Below are 16,512 nucleotides of genomic sequence, written 5' to 3'. Positions count from 1 at the left end.
AAATATGGTAAGAAATGATTGAAATGAGTATTAGAAGGAATGGTAATAAATAAGGGGTACGAAGAAGGAATAGGTGTCACTTTATAAGTCAACAATGTAAATAATTCTATAAAGTGAAAAATAATTTGAAATATGAGGGCCTTTCAATGTAAAATAGGAAGAGGTAGATGGAAGACTTTGTTTAAAATCTATGGAAAAATATTTGGGGGTGAGACCATGGCAGAAAGAAAGACAGCTTCAAAAAAGAAAAAAGGTAGAAAAAAAGCTAGTTCAAAGCCGAAAGTAAAAGTTAATGGTGCTAAAAATATAGAAGAAGATAAAATATTTGATTTTACAGGAATTATACTAATTACCATAGGAGTTCTTATATTTTTAGCTTTAATATCAGGAATGATAACAGATAAGGGGTCTTGGACGGGTACTTTAGGAACTTTTGTGAATAAAGTATTTATTGGACTGATAGGAATAGGTGCTTATATTATTCCATTTTTATTATTTTATATGGGTGTATGTTATATAATTACCAATAAATATTTTAAGTTCACTAAAACTACGGTTGGTATAACTATATTTGTTATTACATCCCTGCTGTTTATAGAAAGTATTGTGTTGCCCAATTATTATATAAAAGGAGACATGATTCTTTCTATACAAAATCAATTTATGGCGCAGGGAGTTCTTCATGGAGGGGTTATATCCTTATTAATAGCGGTGCCAGTTTATTTACTCTTAGGAAAATGGGGAGGTTATGTTGTATATTTGGCATTTTATGTGGTAGCATTAATGCTTATAAATGACGTTACAATAAAAGAACTATTTACCTTTGAAAAGCGCGAAAAGAAGGAAAGTAATATTAAGAATGAAAAAATAAGACTTTCTGATGATGGAGATAGAAGTCTTATATTAGAGGAACAGCCTCAAAGAGAAGAACATACTAAAATAGATTCTAATATAAAAATTATTGATTTTATGAGAAGTGATGAGGATGAACCTAAGGTAAGAGAGGCTGCGGCTGATGTAGTTGAGCATAAGCCGAAAATAGAGAAAAGTGAGATTGAAAGGGAAGCTTTAAATATTGATATAACAATGGGAACTGGAGAACAGAATTATGAGTATGTTTATCCTTCATCAGAACTGCTTCACAAAAATATGAATGGTGCAGGGAAAAGCGGAGATAAAAAAGAATTACTTGTAAGTGCTAATAAGCTTCAAGACACTTTAGCAAGCTTTGGAGTAGAAGCAAAGGTTGTACAGGTTACAAAAGGCCCATCTGTAACTAGGTTTGAGCTTCAGCCTCATGTTGGTGTTAAAGTAAGTAAAATTGTTAATTTGGCAGATGATATAGCTCTAAATCTTGCTGCATCTGGAGTAAGAATAGAAGCACCAATTCCAGGAAAAGCTGCGGTGGGAATTGAGGTTCCGAATAAAGAACTGTCTGCAGTATTTTTTAGGGAAGTTATTGAGGGGGAAGAGTTTACAGAAAGTAAGAAGAATTTAGCCTTTGCCCTTGGAAAAGATATTGGAGGAAATTGTGTTGTAGGTGACTTAACTAAAATGCCTCACCTTTTAATTGCAGGAGCTACGGGTTCTGGAAAGAGTGTATGTATAAATACTTTATTAATGAGTATGCTGTTTAAGTATTCACCAAATGAAGTAAAATTGCTTTTAATAGATCCAAAGGTGGTGGAGCTTAATATCTATAATGGAATTCCTCATCTGCTTATTCCTGTTGTAACAGATCCTAAGAAGGCTGCTGGTGCATTAAATTGGGCTGTTAATGAAATGACAAGAAGATATAAATTATTTGCAGATAATAATGTGAGGAATATTGAAGGTTATAATGAATTTGCTGAAAGAGGAGTAATTGAAGAAAAACTTCCGTGGATTGTTATAATCATTGATGAGCTTGCAGATTTAATGATGGTGTGTGCTAATGAGGTTGAAGAGTATATTGGAAGATTGGCACAAATGGCAAGAGCAGCAGGAATGCATTTAGTTATTGCGACTCAAAGACCATCTGTTGACGTAATAACAGGTGTGATCAAGGCTAATATACCATCAAGAATTTCATTTGCTGTTTCAAGTCAGATAGATTCGAGAACTATATTAGACTCCTCAGGGGCAGAAAAGCTTTTAGGAAAAGGAGATATGTTATATTATCCAGTTGGAGAATCTAAACCTATAAGAATTCAAGGAGCTTTTGTTTCAGAAGAGGAAGTTGAAAGAGTTGTTGAATTCGTTCGTAGTGGAATAGAAAAACATGAATATAAAAAAGAAATCATTGAAGAAATAGAAAATAATGCTGCTAAGGGTGGCAAAAATAGTGATGATTGTGATGAACTTTTAGATGAAGCCATAAAAATAGTTCTAGAAGCAGGGCAAGCTTCTACATCCTTGTTGCAGAGAAGACTAAAAATAGGGTATAATAGAGCGGCTAGAATTATTGATGAGATGGAAGCAGAAGGAATTATTTCAGGAAAAAATGGAAGTAAACCAAGGCAAGTCATTGGAAGAGAAGATTATAGTGGAAGATACTAACTTTCAATGAAGGAAATATCTCATTAAAGCAGAGATAAATAAAAAGTTATAACTTAGGAGGAAAGTTGTGGATAATTTAAAATTTGGTGTTATTAATCTAGGTTGCGATAAAAATAGAATTGATGCAGAAATAATAATTAACAGCTTAAAAAGAAAATATGAGTTAGTTAATGATGAGAATAAAGCAGATATACTTCTTATAAATACTTGTGGATTTATAGAGTCTTCTAAACAGGAATCTATCGATACAATCCTTGAGATGGCAAAATTTAAGGAAGGTAACTGTAAAGTTCTAATAGCTACAGGTTGTCTTACACAAAGATATGGTAAGGAGCTTTTAGAGTTAATTCCTGAACTTGATATTATATTAGGTGTAAATGATTATGATAAGCTTCATCAGTGTATAGAAAATGCTTTAGCTACTGGTGAGAAAAGCTGCTTAACAAGTTATAGTGATACTAATATCAATATAGGAAGCAGAGAGGTTACTACAGGGGGGACTACTGCTTATTTAAGAATATCAGAGGGATGTAACAATGTATGTGCATATTGTGCAATTCCAAAGATAAGAGGAAGATATAGAAGCCGTGATATGGAAGATATCCTTAAGGAAGCTAAGGAGTTGGCTTTAAATGGATATAAGGAAATTATTTTAGTTGCTCAAGATACTACTAATTATGGAGTTGATCTTTATGGAGAGAAAACTCTGCATGTGCTTTTAAGAGAGCTAGGTAAAATAAAAAGTATCAAATGGATAAGACTTTTATATTGTTATGCAGAAGAGTTAACAGACGCTGTTATTGAAGAAATTGCAGTTAATGATAAAGTGTGCAAGTATATTGATATTCCGCTTCAGCATATAAGTGATGAAGTTTTAAAGGGAATGAGAAGAAAAGGCAGAAGAAGAATAATTGAGGAGAACATAAATAAGCTTAGAAAAGTAGTTCCTAATATAACAATCAGAACTACCTTCATCGTAGGATTCCCAGGGGAGACGGAAGAGAACTTTGAAGAGTTATTAAACTTTGTTAAGGAAACAAGATTTGATAAGTTAGGTGTATTCACATATTCTCAAGAAGAAGGTACTGTTGCGGCAGATATGGAAAATCAAATAGAAGAAGAAGTTAAGGTTCAAAGAATGGATGCTATAATGAGGACTCAACAATTAATTTCGGCAGAGATTAATAAAAATAAAATTGGCAGAGAGTATGACGTGCTTATTGAAAGTAAAGATAAAGGTAAATACGTTGGAAGAAATTCAGAGATGGCTCCAGAAATTGATGGTGAGGTTTATGTTAAAGGTGATAATTTAGCAGTTGGTACTTTCGTTAAGGTGAAAATAACAGATGCCATGGAATATGACCTTGTTGGAGATCATGTAAAATAATTTTATTACTTGTTAAGACAAAATTAACATTAATATTTATGTAATTAGGAAAATATATTGTATAATGGTTATAGTAACCAATATATTGATTACGTGAATAATTTGCAAAAGATTTATAGTTAAATAATGAAATTTACTGTATGACAGTTGAAATTGATGGAGTAGGAGATGATTGAAATGAATCTTGCAAATAAGCTTACAGTGCTAAGAATGATATTAGTTCCAGTATTTTTAATTTTAGCAATGGTAAATACGACTACAGCAAATATTATAGCTTTATCAGTATTTGTGATTGCTTCAATTACTGATAAGTTGGATGGATACATAGCACGTAGTAGAAATCAGATAACTAACTTTGGAAAATTCATGGACCCCTTGGCAGACAAGCTTTTAGTAACTTGTGCTTTAATAATCCTTGTAGAGAGAACTATTATACCAGCATGGGTGGTTGTTGTAATAATTGCTAGAGAATTTGTGGTATCAGGTTTGCGTACTCTTGCAGCGTCACAAGGTGTGGTTATAGCAGCAAGTAACTGGGGTAAGTTAAAAACTGTTATACAAATGATAGCTATAATAATGGGATTAGTATATTTAGTATATTCTCCTTCATGGCTAAACATGTTAACACAAGTATTTATCTATCTAGCGGGAATTATAACAATAATATCAGGTGTAGATTACTTTGTTAAAGGTAAAGGTGTTATTAATATTAATGAATAATGTTTAGAAACTTAATGATGTGGTAAAAATGGTAAGGAGTTCCTTTTGAAATTTGAAAGGGAGCTCCTTATTAATAACTATTGACCAACCTAATTAAATAATATATAATGAACATATAAGAACGAGTGTTCGAGAAGTGGAAGGATGTGAACCCTGAGGGGAATTTTATGAATAATGATAAATTAAAAGCATTAGAAGCAGCTATGGGTCAGATAGAAAAGCAATTTGGTAAAGGGGCAGTAATGAAGCTGGGAGAAGAAAGCAATCTTAGTATAGAATGTATTTCTACTGGATGTTTAGGTTTAGACTTAGGCTTAGGTATTGGTGGAGTTCCAAGAGGAAGAATTGTTGAGATTTTTGGACCAGAATCATCAGGTAAGAGTACTGTTGCTCTTCATATTGTAGCTGAGGCACAGAAAACGGGTGGGTGTGCGGCATACATAGATGCAGAGCATGCATTAGACCCAGTATATGCAAAAGCTTTAGGTGTAGACATAGATAATCTTATAGTTTCTCAGCCTGATACAGGAGAACAAGGATTAGAGATTGCAGAAGCATTAGTAAGATCAGGAGCTGTTGATGTAATAGTTGTAGACTCTGTTGCTGCATTAGTACCAAAGGCAGAGATTGAAGGAGAAATGGGAGATTCACACGTAGGTCTTCAAGCTAGACTTATGTCTCAAGCTTTAAGAAAGCTTACAGGTACAATTAACAAAACAAAATGTTGTGCTGTCTTCATTAACCAATTAAGAGAAAAGGTTGGAGTAATGTTTGGTAACCCTGAAACAACTCCAGGTGGAAGAGCACTTAAATTCTATTCATCTGTAAGATTAGATGTTAGGAAAATAGACACAATTAAACAAGGTGATACCTTTATGGGAAATAGAACTAGAGTTAAAATAACAAAAAATAAGGTAGCACCTCCATTTAAGCAAGCAGAATTTGATATTATGTATGGAGAAGGTATATCAAGAGAAGGAGATATCTTAGATATAGCAGTTAAAGAAGAAATAGTACAAAAAAGCGGAGCTTGGTTTGCGTACGGAGACGTAAGATTAGGTCAAGGAAGAGAAAATGCTAAAAACTTCTTTAAGGAAAATCCAGAAATAAGAGATGAAATAGAAAATAAAATAAGAGAGAAATATAATCTTCCTGTACACACCGAAAAGGTTTCAAAAGATGATAAGGCTGAATAGATAAGATTTATTTGTTAAGTTGGATCCAATGTGAGATAAATAAAATTTTCCTTTTGGGAAAAATTTATTTATCTTTTTTTGTGTGCACAAAGTGTTGAAATTACAAGATTTTAGAGAAGGAAGGGAATTTGTAGTATTTAGTAATAAACTTGACAATGGTGTTAAAGTAATATAAAATGAATACAAATACTGGTTTAATATAATAATGGATTTGAATAGAATATGCACCTTTTCACGCTTTCATTTTACTGCAAATAAATGTCATAAAATAAGCAAAGGAGGTGTTGGGAAATGACTGGTAAAGTTATTTTAATTATAGCTGTGATAATAGCTGTTTGTTTACTTGGGATTTTCGTATTAATTTATACAAGAAAAAATATATCTTTAGCCAATGTATCCAAATCAGAGGAGGAGGCTAAAAAAATTGTAGAAGAAGCACAAAAAGATGCTGAATCTAAGAAGAAAGAAGCTATCCTTGAAGCTAAGGAAGAAGTTCATAGATTAAGAGCTGATTTTGATAAGGAATCAAGAGAAAGAAGAAATGAAATTCAAAGGTTGGAAAGAAGAGTTCTTCAAAAGGAAGAAACGCTTGATAAGAAGACCATGGCTATTGAAAAGAAAGAAGAAACCCTACAGAAAAAACAACAGGATGTTGAAACTTTAGAGTCAGGCATACAAGAACTCTACAATAGTGTTAGAGAAGAATTACAAAGAGTAGCAGGGCTAACCTCAGAGGAAGCAAAACAAATCCTTTTGGATGAGGTAAAAAGAGAAATTAAACATGAAACAGCGATAATGATTAAAGAAGTTGAATCTAAAGCTAAAGAAGAAGCCGATAAAAAGGCTAGAGAAATAATTACTTATGCTATACAGAGATGTGCAGCAGACCATGTAGCTGAATCAACAGTACATGTAGTGTCTCTTCCAAATGATGAAATGAAGGGAAGAATTATTGGGCGTGAAGGTAGAAATATCAGAGCCCTTGAAACTCTAACAGGAGTTGATTTAATCATAGACGATACTCCGGAAGCGGTTATTCTTTCAGCCTTTGACCCTATTAGAAGAGAGGTAGCTAAAATTGCCTTGGAGAAACTAATAGTAGACGGAAGAATACACCCTGCAAGAATAGAAGAAATGGTTGAAAAAGCTAAGAAGGATGTAGAAAACGACATAAGAGAAGAGGGCGAGCAAGCCACATTCGAAACAGGTATTCATGGATTACATGTTGAAATAATCAGACTATTAGGAAGGTTGAAATATAGAACTAGTTATGGTCAGAATGTACTTAAGCATTCTATTGAAGTTTCTTATTTAGCTGGACTTATGGCGTCAGAGCTTGGAATTGATCCTACACTTGCTAAGAGATGTGGATTACTACACGATATTGGTAAGGCAGTAGATCATGAGGTTGAAGGACCACATGCATTAATTGGAGCTGAAATTGCCAAAAAATGTCATGAATCTCCAATAGTTGTTAATGCTATAGGAGCTCATCATGGAGATATGGAATATCAATCTTTAGAGGCTGTTCTAGTGCAAGCGGCGGATGCTATATCAGCAGCAAGACCTGGTGCAAGAAGAGAGACTCTAGAAGCATATATCAAAAGATTAGAAAAATTAGAAGAAATCGCAAATTCTTATGAGTGTGTAGAAAAGTCGTATGCAATTCAAGCCGGAAGAGAAATTAGAATTATGATTAAACCAGAAGATGTTGATGATGCAGGAGCTATTGAGGTAGCAAGGGATATTGTTAAGAAAATTGAAGATGAACTTGAGTATCCGGGACAAATCAAAGTTAATGTTATCAGAGAAACAAGAGCAGTAGAATATGCAAAATAATTAAAGTTGTTAAAAGGTTAAGCCTCCTAATATAAATTAGGAGGCTTTTGTTAATTAAATAAAGGAATTTTTAATTCTGGCGTAGAAATATTTAGTAAATGAACTGATGCAACTTGCAAATGAAATAATATGATTTAAAGCAATTCGTAATAGTAGGAGGTATATCATGGAAGTATTAAAGGTATCAGCGAAATCTAGTCCAAATTCAGTGGCAGGGGCTCTTGCTAGTGTTGTAAGGCAAAGTGGGGGAGCTGAAATTCAAGCTATAGGAGCTGCAGCAATAAACCAAGCTGTAAAGGCGGTTGCAATTGCAAGGGGGTTCGTGGCGCCTAGCGGAGTTGATTTGGTGTGTGTTCCAGCTTTTGCAGAGGTTGATATTGATGGAGAAGAAAGAACAGCCATCAAGCTTATTGTTCAAACAAGATAGAGGTTATAGAGAGGAATTGCTGAGGTGATTCCTTTCTTCTTGTTGTTAGGGGAGGGGACAATTTAGAACAATATAACAGTAAATTCTGAATCATTAATTAATTGAAAGGGGATAATGTAAAGTTTTCAAAGAATCTTTACACTATATTCAATAAGTGTTATGATGAATTTGGGAATAATATGTATAAGCATATTATAATGTAAATGGGTTTAAATTTAATATAGAATCGTGGGGGGCGTTTATAATGATGTTATCACAAAAGGCTATGGAAATTTCACCATCACTCACATTAGCTATTTCAGCTAAGGCTAAGAAGATGAAGTCAGAAGGCTTAGATGTAATAGGATTTGGGGTAGGAGAACCAGATTTCGAAACACCAAAGTATATTAAAGATGCTGGTATTAAAGCTATCGAAGCAGGATATACAAGATATACACCAGCTTCAGGGACCATTGAATTAAAACAGGCTATAGTGGAGAAACTTAAAGTAGATAATGAATTAACTTATAAAACTTCACAAATTGTTGTGTCTAATGGGGCAAAGCAAAGTCTTGATAATGCATTTAAGGCAATATTAAATCCAGGTGATGAAGTAATTGTTGGAAGCCCATATTGGGTTAGTTATCCAGAACTTATAAAATTATCTGATGGAGTGCCTGTTGTAGTTGAAGCTAAGGAAGGTGACGGCTTCAAATTAACCATAGAAGAATTAGAAAAAGTGGTAACAAAAAAAACGAAAGCTATTGTACTAAATAGTCCAAGCAATCCTACAGGAGCAATTTACAATAAAAATGAATTAGAAAAAATTGCGGAATTTGCTCAAAAACATGATATAATAATTATATCAGATGAGATATATGAAAAACTTATTTATGGAGAAATGATACATACATCCATAGCTAGTATTTCTGAAGATGCTTATAATAGAACAATAGTTATAAATGGAGTGTCAAAAGCATATGCTATGACTGGTTGGAGAATTGGTTACGCGGCTGCAAGTGAACAGATAGCTTCATTGATGTCAAATGTTCAAAGTCATACTACATCAAATCCTTGTTCTATATCACAATATGCTTCAGTGGAAGCTTTAATGGGGGATCAAACTCCTGTAGTGAATATGAATAAAGAATTTGAAAAAAGAAGAAACTTTATGGTTGAAAGAGTAAATACTATAGATAATCTATCTTGTGTAAAACCTGACGGTGCCTTTTATGTTATGGTAAATATATCAAAGGCTATTGGAAAAGAAGTAGATGGAAAAGTTATAGAAAATTCCCTAGTGTTTAGTGATCTTCTTCTTGAAAGAGAAAAGGTTGCAGTTGTACCAGGTGTTGCTTTTGGAGCAGATGAGTTTATTAGACTTTCTTATGCTACCTCTATAGAAAATATAAAGAATGGTTTAAATCGAATAGAAAAGTTTGTAGGTGACTTAAAATAATTTATGTAGAGACGAGGTGATTACATGCTAACAAGAGAATTAGTTATTAATAATTCACAAGGACTACACGCTAGACCAGCTACTTTATTAGTGCAGAAGGCTACAACTTTTAAATGTGAAGTTTCCATAGAATGCAATGGGAAATGTGCTAATGCTAAAAGCTTAATAGGAGTTTTATCTCTTGGAGTTAATAAAGGATATTCAGTGAAATTAATTACTAACGGAACTGATGAAGAAATTGCTCTAGAAGAAATTACTGCTGTCGTACAAGGACTGTAATTAAATAAAAAACTTTTTATAAATTGAAAGAAGTTTGTTCGAGTAAGGCAAAGTGAAATTGTAGACTCAATTAAAGAACTATCTCTTAGGAGATGGTTCTTTTATGCTATGGGGGATTTATGGAAGACGTAATTGTATATAATAATAGAAGACAGCTTCAGATAGGAAGTAAAAAACATTTTATAAGAGCTTTTTTAGAATTGAAGGCAGGTAAAAGTGAACACACAGCTATCAGTTATGAAAGAGATATAAAGGATTTTTTTGGAGTAGAAGAAGTTGATGAAATAGATTTAGAATACATAAGAAGTATAAATATTTTTCATGTTCAGCAATACATAATGGAGCTGCAGAATAAAGGTTATTCTTCAGCTACAATAAATAGAAAGATATCTTCTTTAAGTGCATTGTATAAATGGCTGATGAAATATGAAGACAATTATAGTGATATAAGGTTAATAAAATTTAATCCTTTTGCTAATGTTAAAGAAGAAAAACCAGTAATCACCAATAAAATTACTGAATTTTTAACGGAGGATGAAGCTAAAACTTTAATTGGAAGTATAGATACATCTACAGTATTAGGACTTAGAAATAAAACAATACTTGCATTAGCTTTAACTACTGCCTTGAGAAAATCTGAAATGATAAACATAAAAATTTCTCATGTCACAAGATATGGACAATATGATGTTATTGAAGTTACGAGAAAAGGTGGAAAGAAGGATTTAGTAAAACTTCAACCTAAAATAAAGGAACTTATAGAAGAATATCTTTACGCTACAGGTAGAAATTTTGAAGATAATAAATCAGAATATCTTTTTGTTGGACATGGTGTAAATAAAAGAAACAACGAAAAACTAGATCCAAGCACTTTGAATTATATGATAAAGAAAGTAGCAATGGAATGTGGCATAAATAAAAAGTTAAAAGTACATTCTACAAGACATAGTGCTATTACGATGGCAATAACGCAAGGGGCCACTATTGAGAAGGTAAGAGAGTTTGCAGCACACAGAAGTATAGCGACAACTAACAGATATATTCACTCCATAGATAAATTAAGAGAAAATCCAGGAGATAATATAGATATTATATAAAAGAGTAATTTATTTTAACCTCTAGGCATACATTTTATTATAAATTACAAAATGGAGGTATGTTTATGGGGAATGAGAATGAATTTGAGTTTGTGCCATTAGCACCAATAACACACAATTCCTTGCCTGAGGAAATGAGGGATTTTATATCCTCCTGTGGAATGGTGGGTATAATGCCAAGAAGAGGTTTTCAAAGCCCTGGTCATGGGGTAGTGGGGCAAGTCATAGATTTAAAAGCAGTAGAAGATGGAATGGAAATCGAAAGAGCCTTAGAAGGAAACTTTAATTCAAAGGATGACACTGATGAACATATGAAGTTCAGAGAGGTAGAGTTGAAAGATGAAGATGCTGCTAGTGATGAAAGAGTGGAAGATGTGTTGAAGGATATTGAAACAAGTAATGTTGGGATATTTAAATTTCTTCAAGCTAATGGAATGCCATATGATAAGGCTAAAAAATTTATTAGAAGAGTAATAAGGCTATCTTTGCGTTATGGTGAGTAAGGATAAGAAAATCGACAGTTCATGTCGGTTTTTTTATTTGGAAAATAAAGATATGAAGTTATATTTTGAAGTAACTTTTTGTATAAATTAATAAGCCTTTTTAATGGTGGGGATTTAGAGTTAGGAGGGGGAAGAAAATGAAGTACACAAGATATAATGGAAGACCTAAAAAAAAGCAAGGTAGCAATCTTTTATTTTATGTAGCATTAACATTGTTATTAGCATTAGTTTTGGGAACGTTTGTTCAAAAGTTTTTGCTTAAAGAGGGGAATGGAATCTGGTTTAAAAATCAAGGTCAGCAAGGTCAGGGTCAGACAAAGGAACCATCGGAAGGTGGAAGTGGTAATCAAAATGAAGGAGATAGCAATAGTGCAGCTCCAATAACAGAAGATGAAAAGGATAAAGATGGCGACGGGGAAGTAGTGAAGGATAAATACAATTTTTATATTCTTCAATGCGGAGTGTTTAAAGTTCAAGAAAATGCTAATAAGGTTCTGGATACATTAAAATTATATGGAAGACCTTTCACTGAAACAGAGGGTGAATTAACTAAGGTATATTTTGGGGTTTATACTGATGAGACCATTGGAGCAGCAACAGAACTTCTAAGCAGTAAAGGAATAGAGAATTCTAAAGTTACGATAACTGTACCTGTAGAAGATTTATCAGCAGGCCAGCTTTGTAAGATATCAGAAAATATGATAGAGGTAATGAATAAAACTTATGAAAGTGGAGTCAAATCATTGAAAACAAGTGATATAAAAAGCTGGGTTGGAGGATTGGATGCCATTGAATCAACCATGAAGCAATATGCAGCTGTAGAAGAAATGAAAACATATATTAATAACTTACCAGAGGAAGTTGATAAAAGTGCTCTTCAAGATGGAATGAAATTGATATATGATAAGATAAAAGCTTTTAAATAGAAAAACATAATACGTTATGAATCGACGAAGAATAATAAAAAATATAATATAATTTTGAGTAATAAGCTGTTTGTAAATAAAAAGTTACAAACAGCTTAAATTTTTAAAAAAAATTGTTATAGTCTTGTGTAAAAAAATATTAAATGTTACACTATATTAGATATAAAATATATAAGCATAAATAATTATGGTATATTTTGAAGTTTGAATATACTGGGGGATGTTTTTATGGGGAAAACATATAAAAGCACAAAGGAATATATATTCATAACACTTTTAGGTGCCATTTCTGGAAGTTTTATAGGACAGTTTTTAGGAAATACTTTTACTAACTTAGAATTTTTGGGGAAAACTTATGCTATAGGGTTTCAAAGCCCACTTATTATTGATTTAAAGGTCATGGAAATAACCTTTGGGTTGAATTTTAGCTTAAATATAATGGCTATAATAGGTATAATATTAGCAATTGTGATATACAGAAAGATCTAAGGAGGTAAATATGGATATTGTTTTAGCATCAGCATCTCCAAGGAGGCAAGAACTTTTAAAAAGAATCACTGAAGATTTTACAATAAATGCAAGTGATTTTGATGAAAGTTCCATTGAGTATCATGGAGATATAGATAGGTATGTTTGTGAATTAGCCACAGGAAAGGCTAATGATATTCTGCATAAAGTCCAAAAAGAAAGCATTATTATTGGTTGTGATACTATTGTGTATTTGAATGGGAAGATTTTAGGAAAACCTTCAAATCGTGAAGCAGCTGTGAAGATGCTTAAGGAGCTTAGTGGTAAAGTACATCAGGTTTATTCAGGGATTGCTATGATAAATAGTAAAACAAATAAAATTATAACTAAAAGTGTTTGTACGGAAGTTAAGTTTAGTGAGTTATCTGATGATATGATATTTAAGTATGTAGAATCAGGACAGAGTGACGGAAAAGCAGGAGCTTATGGAATACAGGATGGGGGCGCTTTATTTGTAGAAGGAATAAAGGGCTGTTACTATAATGTAGTAGGCTTCTCTTTAAATACTGTATTTTTATTACTGAGGGAGATGGGGGTAAATCTATAAAGGAGTTAATTTATGAATTATAAATTACGAGTGAAGGATTTACCTAAAAATGAAAGACCAAGGGAAAAGATTCTTAGATATGGATCAGAAGCCATGAGCAATTCAGAGCTTTTGGCATTAATATTAAGAACTGGAACAAAGGATGAAAATGTATTAAAGCTTTGTGACAGAGTTATATCTCATTTTGGTGGAATTAATGGACTTATTAATTTATCGCCAGAAGATTTAAAACAAGTGAAGGGCATTGGAGAAGCTAAAGCATCTCAGATACTTGCTCTTGCTGAACTTGCAGGGAGATTTAAAAGTTTTAAGTCTGGAGATGAATTTTCTGTTTCAAATCCTAAGGATGTAGCTTTTTATATGATGAATGAAATGAAGAGTTTAAAAAAAGAATATTTTAAACTTATTATGCTAAATACTAAAAATATAATTATATCAGTTAAGGATGTATCTATAGGAAACTTAAATAGTTCTATTGTTCATCCAAGAGAAGTCTTTATTGAAGCAATAAAGGCTAGTAGTGCATCGGTGATATTGTGTCACAATCATCCATCCGGTGATCCATCTCCTAGTAAAGAGGATATTTTAATAACTAAAAGGTTAAAGGAATGTGGAACTCTACTTGGAATTGAAGTTTTAGATCATATTATTATAGGAAATGAAACCTATATAAGTTTAAAAGAAAAAGGAATTGTTTAGTTGGAAGGAGAAAAGGTTATGGGTTTATTTGGAAAGTCAAGAGACATGGGAATAGATTTAGGAACTGCAAATACATTAGTATATATTAAAGGAAAAGGTATTGTTTTAAGAGAGCCATCAGTTGTTGCTATCAACAAAAATACAGGTAAGGTTTTAGCAGTTGGAAATGAAGCTAAAAAAATGATAGGTAGAACACCTGGAAACATTGTTGCAATAAGACCAATGAAGGACGGAGTTATAGCTGACTTTGACGTTACAGAAAAAATGCTTAAGCATTTCATAGAAAAAGTAGGAGCTAAAAACTCATTTAAAAGCCCTAGAATAGTAGTTTGCTTCCCGTCAGGAGTAACTGAGGTTGAGAAGAGAGCTATATATGAAGCTACAAAAAATGCAGGTGCTAGAGAAGCATACTTAATGGAAGAGCCAATGGCAGCAGCTATAGGAGCAGGATTACCAGTAAATGAACCAACTGGTAGTATGGTTGTAGATATCGGAGGAGGAACAACTGAGGTTGCTATTATATCTCTTGGTGGTATCGTAACAAGCATGTCTTTAAGAGTGGCTGGAGACGAATTAGATCAAGCAATAATTGCTTACATAAAGAAGCAATATAATCTTATGATAGGTGAAAGAACAGCTGAAAATGTTAAAATAGAATTAGGTTCAGCTTATGAAATAGAAGATGAAGAGCCAAGAATTATGCAAATAAGAGGTAGAGATCTTATTACAGGACTACCAAAGGTTGTTGAAATTAGAGAAGGCGAAGTTAGAGAAGCTTTAAGAGAGCCAGTATATGCAATAATAGATTCAATAAAAACTACTTTAGAAAAAACACCACCAGAACTTGCAGCTGACATTATGGATAAGGGAATAATGCTTACAGGTGGAGGCGCACTACTAAGAGGATTGGATAAATTAATTGGTCATGAAACTCATATGCCAGTTAATATAGCAGAAATACCATTAGATTGTGTTGCTATAGGAGCTGGAAAAGCATTAGATAACGTAGACATAATTAGCAGAAAGTAAATATGAAGTTATTCAAAAATAAGCTGGCAGTAATAGTTATACTACTGTCAGTGTCCTTTTTGGGGCTAATTGGTTATTCAGTTCAAAAAGATAATATGTCTTTAGTAGAAAATGGTGTTGGTAGTGTTGTTAACTCAGTACAAGGTGTTTTGTATAAAGCAAGTAATAAAATAAAAGATTCAGTAAGTTTTATTTTTAACTATAAGAATATAAAAACTGAAAATGAAGACCTAAAATCTGAAAACGAAAGATTAAAATCCTTAGATATTCAAAATGAAATATTAAGAAAAGAAAATGAAAAGCTTAGAAGTGTATTAAATTTCACTGATGCCAATGAACAATATAATTATGTTGGTGCAGATATTGTGGGAATCGCAGGGAATAACTTTTTAGATGGTTACATAATTAATAAGGGTGAAAAAGATGGAATACAAAAGGGTATGGTTGCAATTGAAGGTGAAGGCTTAGTTGGTCAGGTTACTAGTGTTGGGGATAATTGGAGTATAGTTGAAAGCTTATGTAATGAGAACGTTGCGGTTGCTGGATATGTTTTAAGTACGGAAGAAAGCAATGGTATAGTAAAAGGTTATAAGGGAAATGAGGATAAGTTCTTAGCTGTTATAGAAGGCCTTTCTTTAGATTCAAAGGTTAAGGTTGGCGATGAGATATTAACCTCAGGACTAGGTGGAATTTACCCTAAAGGTATAAAAATAGGCGAAGTTCTAGAGATTTATGATGATAAAGCCAACGTAACTAAAGCTGCGATTATTAAACCTTCAGTAGAATTCAGTAAACTAGAGCAAATAACAATTGTAGTACCAAAGGAAACTAGAGATGTCAAATACTAATAGAAATCCTTTGCCGAAAAAAATATTATATATTTCATTAATAATTATCACCCTTTTTATTTTAGATAACACTATTATTCCGATGATTTCTATAAAAAATATATTTCCAAGTACTCTTTTTGTTTTTTTAGTATGCTACTCAATTATTAATGGCTATGCTGAAGGGATTATCATAGGGGTAGCAGCAGGTTTGCTTCAAGACATATATATGCCAGGAGTTTTTGGTGTAAATATGCTTGTAAACATGATTGTAGGCATCCTGGCAGCTAAGGTTGGAGAAAGTATTTTTAAAGAAAAAGCAATAATTCCAATTCTATCTACATTCCTATTAAGTATGTTGAAGAGCATTATGATTTATATGCTTCTGATACTGATTAAAAAAAGCAATAATTTCTTATACCTAATACCTTACAAGGGGTTATATGATATGGTATTAGCAGTATTTATGTATAAGATTACTCTTAAATTCAGTCAGAGTAAAACTATTAAAAAGGAATGGAGATTCTAATAA

The 16,512-nt window shown here is 32.6% G+C and carries 17 protein-coding genes; all 17 read left to right on the top strand.

Going from position 1 to position 16,512, the window contains the following annotated elements; genetic code table 11:
- The first annotated feature begins 216 nt into the window (after nucleotides 1-216).
- The 17 genes from BN1075_RS20295 to mreD all read left to right on the top strand — a co-directional run bounded on the left by BN1075_RS20295 (nucleotide 217) and on the right by mreD (nucleotide 16,509).
- Nucleotides 217-2,538: an FtsK/SpoIIIE family DNA translocase gene (locus tag BN1075_RS20295; protein WP_081911689.1), complete on the top strand. Its 2,322-nt coding sequence runs from the start codon at nucleotides 217-219 to the stop codon at nucleotides 2,536-2,538.
- Between the two features lie 67 nt (nucleotides 2,539-2,605).
- Nucleotides 2,606-3,925 (top strand): 30S ribosomal protein S12 methylthiotransferase RimO, encoded by a 1,320-nt coding sequence (gene rimO, locus BN1075_RS20290; RefSeq protein ID WP_040195110.1) that lies wholly within the window; start codon nucleotides 2,606-2,608, stop codon nucleotides 3,923-3,925.
- A 177-nt stretch (nucleotides 3,926-4,102) separates the two neighbouring features.
- Entirely contained in the window at nucleotides 4,103-4,645 is a 543-nt protein-coding gene (gene pgsA / locus BN1075_RS20285; protein WP_040195109.1) for a CDP-diacylglycerol--glycerol-3-phosphate 3-phosphatidyltransferase, read from the top strand.
- Nucleotides 4,646-4,812: 167 nt separating this feature from the next.
- Nucleotides 4,813-5,841, top strand: coding sequence for a recombinase RecA (recA, locus tag BN1075_RS20280; protein ID WP_040195108.1), 1,029 nt, complete (start codon nucleotides 4,813-4,815; stop codon nucleotides 5,839-5,841).
- 291 nt (nucleotides 5,842-6,132) lie between these two features.
- Nucleotides 6,133-7,680, top strand: coding sequence for a ribonuclease Y (gene rny / locus BN1075_RS20275; protein ID WP_040195107.1), 1,548 nt, complete (start codon nucleotides 6,133-6,135; stop codon nucleotides 7,678-7,680).
- A gap of 166 nt (nucleotides 7,681-7,846) precedes the next feature.
- Complete coding sequence (locus BN1075_RS20270) at nucleotides 7,847-8,107, top strand: stage V sporulation protein S (protein ID WP_040195106.1); 261 nt, start codon at nucleotides 7,847-7,849, stop codon at nucleotides 8,105-8,107.
- A 244-nt stretch (nucleotides 8,108-8,351) separates the two neighbouring features.
- Nucleotides 8,352-9,545 (top strand): pyridoxal phosphate-dependent aminotransferase, encoded by a 1,194-nt coding sequence (locus BN1075_RS20265; protein WP_040195105.1) that lies wholly within the window; start codon nucleotides 8,352-8,354, stop codon nucleotides 9,543-9,545.
- A 24-nt stretch (nucleotides 9,546-9,569) separates the two neighbouring features.
- Nucleotides 9,570-9,824, top strand: a complete 255-nt coding sequence (locus BN1075_RS20260) for an HPr family phosphocarrier protein (protein ID WP_040195104.1) — start codon at nucleotides 9,570-9,572, stop codon at nucleotides 9,822-9,824.
- Between the two features lie 119 nt (nucleotides 9,825-9,943).
- Complete coding sequence (locus BN1075_RS20255) at nucleotides 9,944-10,921, top strand: tyrosine-type recombinase/integrase (protein ID WP_040195103.1); 978 nt, start codon at nucleotides 9,944-9,946, stop codon at nucleotides 10,919-10,921.
- 65 nt (nucleotides 10,922-10,986) lie between these two features.
- Complete coding sequence (locus tag BN1075_RS20250; RefSeq protein ID WP_040195102.1) at nucleotides 10,987-11,424, top strand: hypothetical protein; 438 nt, start codon at nucleotides 10,987-10,989, stop codon at nucleotides 11,422-11,424.
- A gap of 137 nt (nucleotides 11,425-11,561) precedes the next feature.
- Nucleotides 11,562-12,350 (top strand): SPOR domain-containing protein, encoded by a 789-nt coding sequence (locus BN1075_RS20245; RefSeq protein ID WP_040195101.1) that lies wholly within the window; start codon nucleotides 11,562-11,564, stop codon nucleotides 12,348-12,350.
- Nucleotides 12,351-12,578: 228 nt separating this feature from the next.
- Nucleotides 12,579-12,839, top strand: a complete 261-nt coding sequence (locus BN1075_RS20240; RefSeq protein WP_040195100.1) for a DUF4321 domain-containing protein — start codon at nucleotides 12,579-12,581, stop codon at nucleotides 12,837-12,839.
- 10 nt (nucleotides 12,840-12,849) lie between these two features.
- Nucleotides 12,850-13,425, top strand: a complete 576-nt coding sequence (locus BN1075_RS20235; protein ID WP_040195099.1) for a Maf-like protein — start codon at nucleotides 12,850-12,852, stop codon at nucleotides 13,423-13,425.
- Between the two features lie 12 nt (nucleotides 13,426-13,437).
- Entirely contained in the window at nucleotides 13,438-14,124 is a 687-nt protein-coding gene (radC, locus tag BN1075_RS20230) for a RadC family protein (RefSeq protein ID WP_040195098.1), read from the top strand.
- A gap of 18 nt (nucleotides 14,125-14,142) precedes the next feature.
- Nucleotides 14,143-15,153, top strand: coding sequence for a rod shape-determining protein (locus BN1075_RS20225; RefSeq protein ID WP_040195391.1), 1,011 nt, complete (start codon nucleotides 14,143-14,145; stop codon nucleotides 15,151-15,153).
- A 2-nt stretch (nucleotides 15,154-15,155) separates the two neighbouring features.
- A complete protein-coding gene (gene mreC / locus BN1075_RS20220) occupies nucleotides 15,156-16,001 on the top strand; it encodes a rod shape-determining protein MreC (RefSeq protein WP_040195097.1) in 846 nt (281 codons plus the stop codon).
- A gap of 10 nt (nucleotides 16,002-16,011) precedes the next feature.
- Nucleotides 16,012-16,509, top strand: coding sequence for a rod shape-determining protein MreD (mreD, locus tag BN1075_RS20215; RefSeq protein ID WP_197072355.1), 498 nt, complete (start codon nucleotides 16,012-16,014; stop codon nucleotides 16,507-16,509).
- Nucleotides 16,510-16,512 lie beyond the last annotated feature (3 nt).

Source organism: Clostridium culturomicium (genome assembly GCF_000821305.1).
Taxonomy (GTDB): Bacteria; Bacillota; Clostridia; order Clostridiales; family Clostridiaceae; genus Clostridium_J; species Clostridium_J culturomicium.
Note: the sequence above shows the minus strand (reverse complement) of the source record. Positions and strands in the feature narration are given on the sequence as shown.

Bases quoted from the DNA above. Each gene is read 5' to 3' on its own strand.
- BN1075_RS20245 (WP_040195101.1), top strand. From the start codon at position 11,562: ATGAAGTACACAAGATATAATGGAAGACCTAAAAAAAAGCAAGGTAGC.
- rny (WP_040195107.1), top strand. From the start codon at position 6,133: ATGACTGGTAAAGTTATTTTAATTATAGCTGTGATAATAGCTGTTTGT.
- BN1075_RS20225 (WP_040195391.1), top strand. From the start codon at position 14,143: ATGGGTTTATTTGGAAAGTCAAGAGACATGGGAATAGATTTAGGAACT.
- radC (WP_040195098.1), top strand. From the start codon at position 13,438: ATGAATTATAAATTACGAGTGAAGGATTTACCTAAAAATGAAAGACCA.
- BN1075_RS20295 (WP_081911689.1), top strand. From the start codon at position 217: ATGGCAGAAAGAAAGACAGCTTCAAAAAAGAAAAAAGGTAGAAAAAAA.
- BN1075_RS20235 (WP_040195099.1), top strand. From the start codon at position 12,850: ATGGATATTGTTTTAGCATCAGCATCTCCAAGGAGGCAAGAACTTTTA.
- BN1075_RS20265 (WP_040195105.1), top strand. From the start codon at position 8,352: ATGATGTTATCACAAAAGGCTATGGAAATTTCACCATCACTCACATTA.
- BN1075_RS20270 (WP_040195106.1), top strand. From the start codon at position 7,847: ATGGAAGTATTAAAGGTATCAGCGAAATCTAGTCCAAATTCAGTGGCA.
- mreC (WP_040195097.1), top strand. From the start codon at position 15,156: ATGAAGTTATTCAAAAATAAGCTGGCAGTAATAGTTATACTACTGTCA.
- recA (WP_040195108.1), top strand. From the start codon at position 4,813: ATGAATAATGATAAATTAAAAGCATTAGAAGCAGCTATGGGTCAGATA.
- pgsA (WP_040195109.1), top strand. From the start codon at position 4,103: ATGAATCTTGCAAATAAGCTTACAGTGCTAAGAATGATATTAGTTCCA.
- BN1075_RS20260 (WP_040195104.1), top strand. From the start codon at position 9,570: ATGCTAACAAGAGAATTAGTTATTAATAATTCACAAGGACTACACGCT.
- BN1075_RS20255 (WP_040195103.1), top strand. From the start codon at position 9,944: ATGGAAGACGTAATTGTATATAATAATAGAAGACAGCTTCAGATAGGA.
- BN1075_RS20240 (WP_040195100.1), top strand. From the start codon at position 12,579: ATGGGGAAAACATATAAAAGCACAAAGGAATATATATTCATAACACTT.
- BN1075_RS20250 (WP_040195102.1), top strand. From the start codon at position 10,987: ATGGGGAATGAGAATGAATTTGAGTTTGTGCCATTAGCACCAATAACA.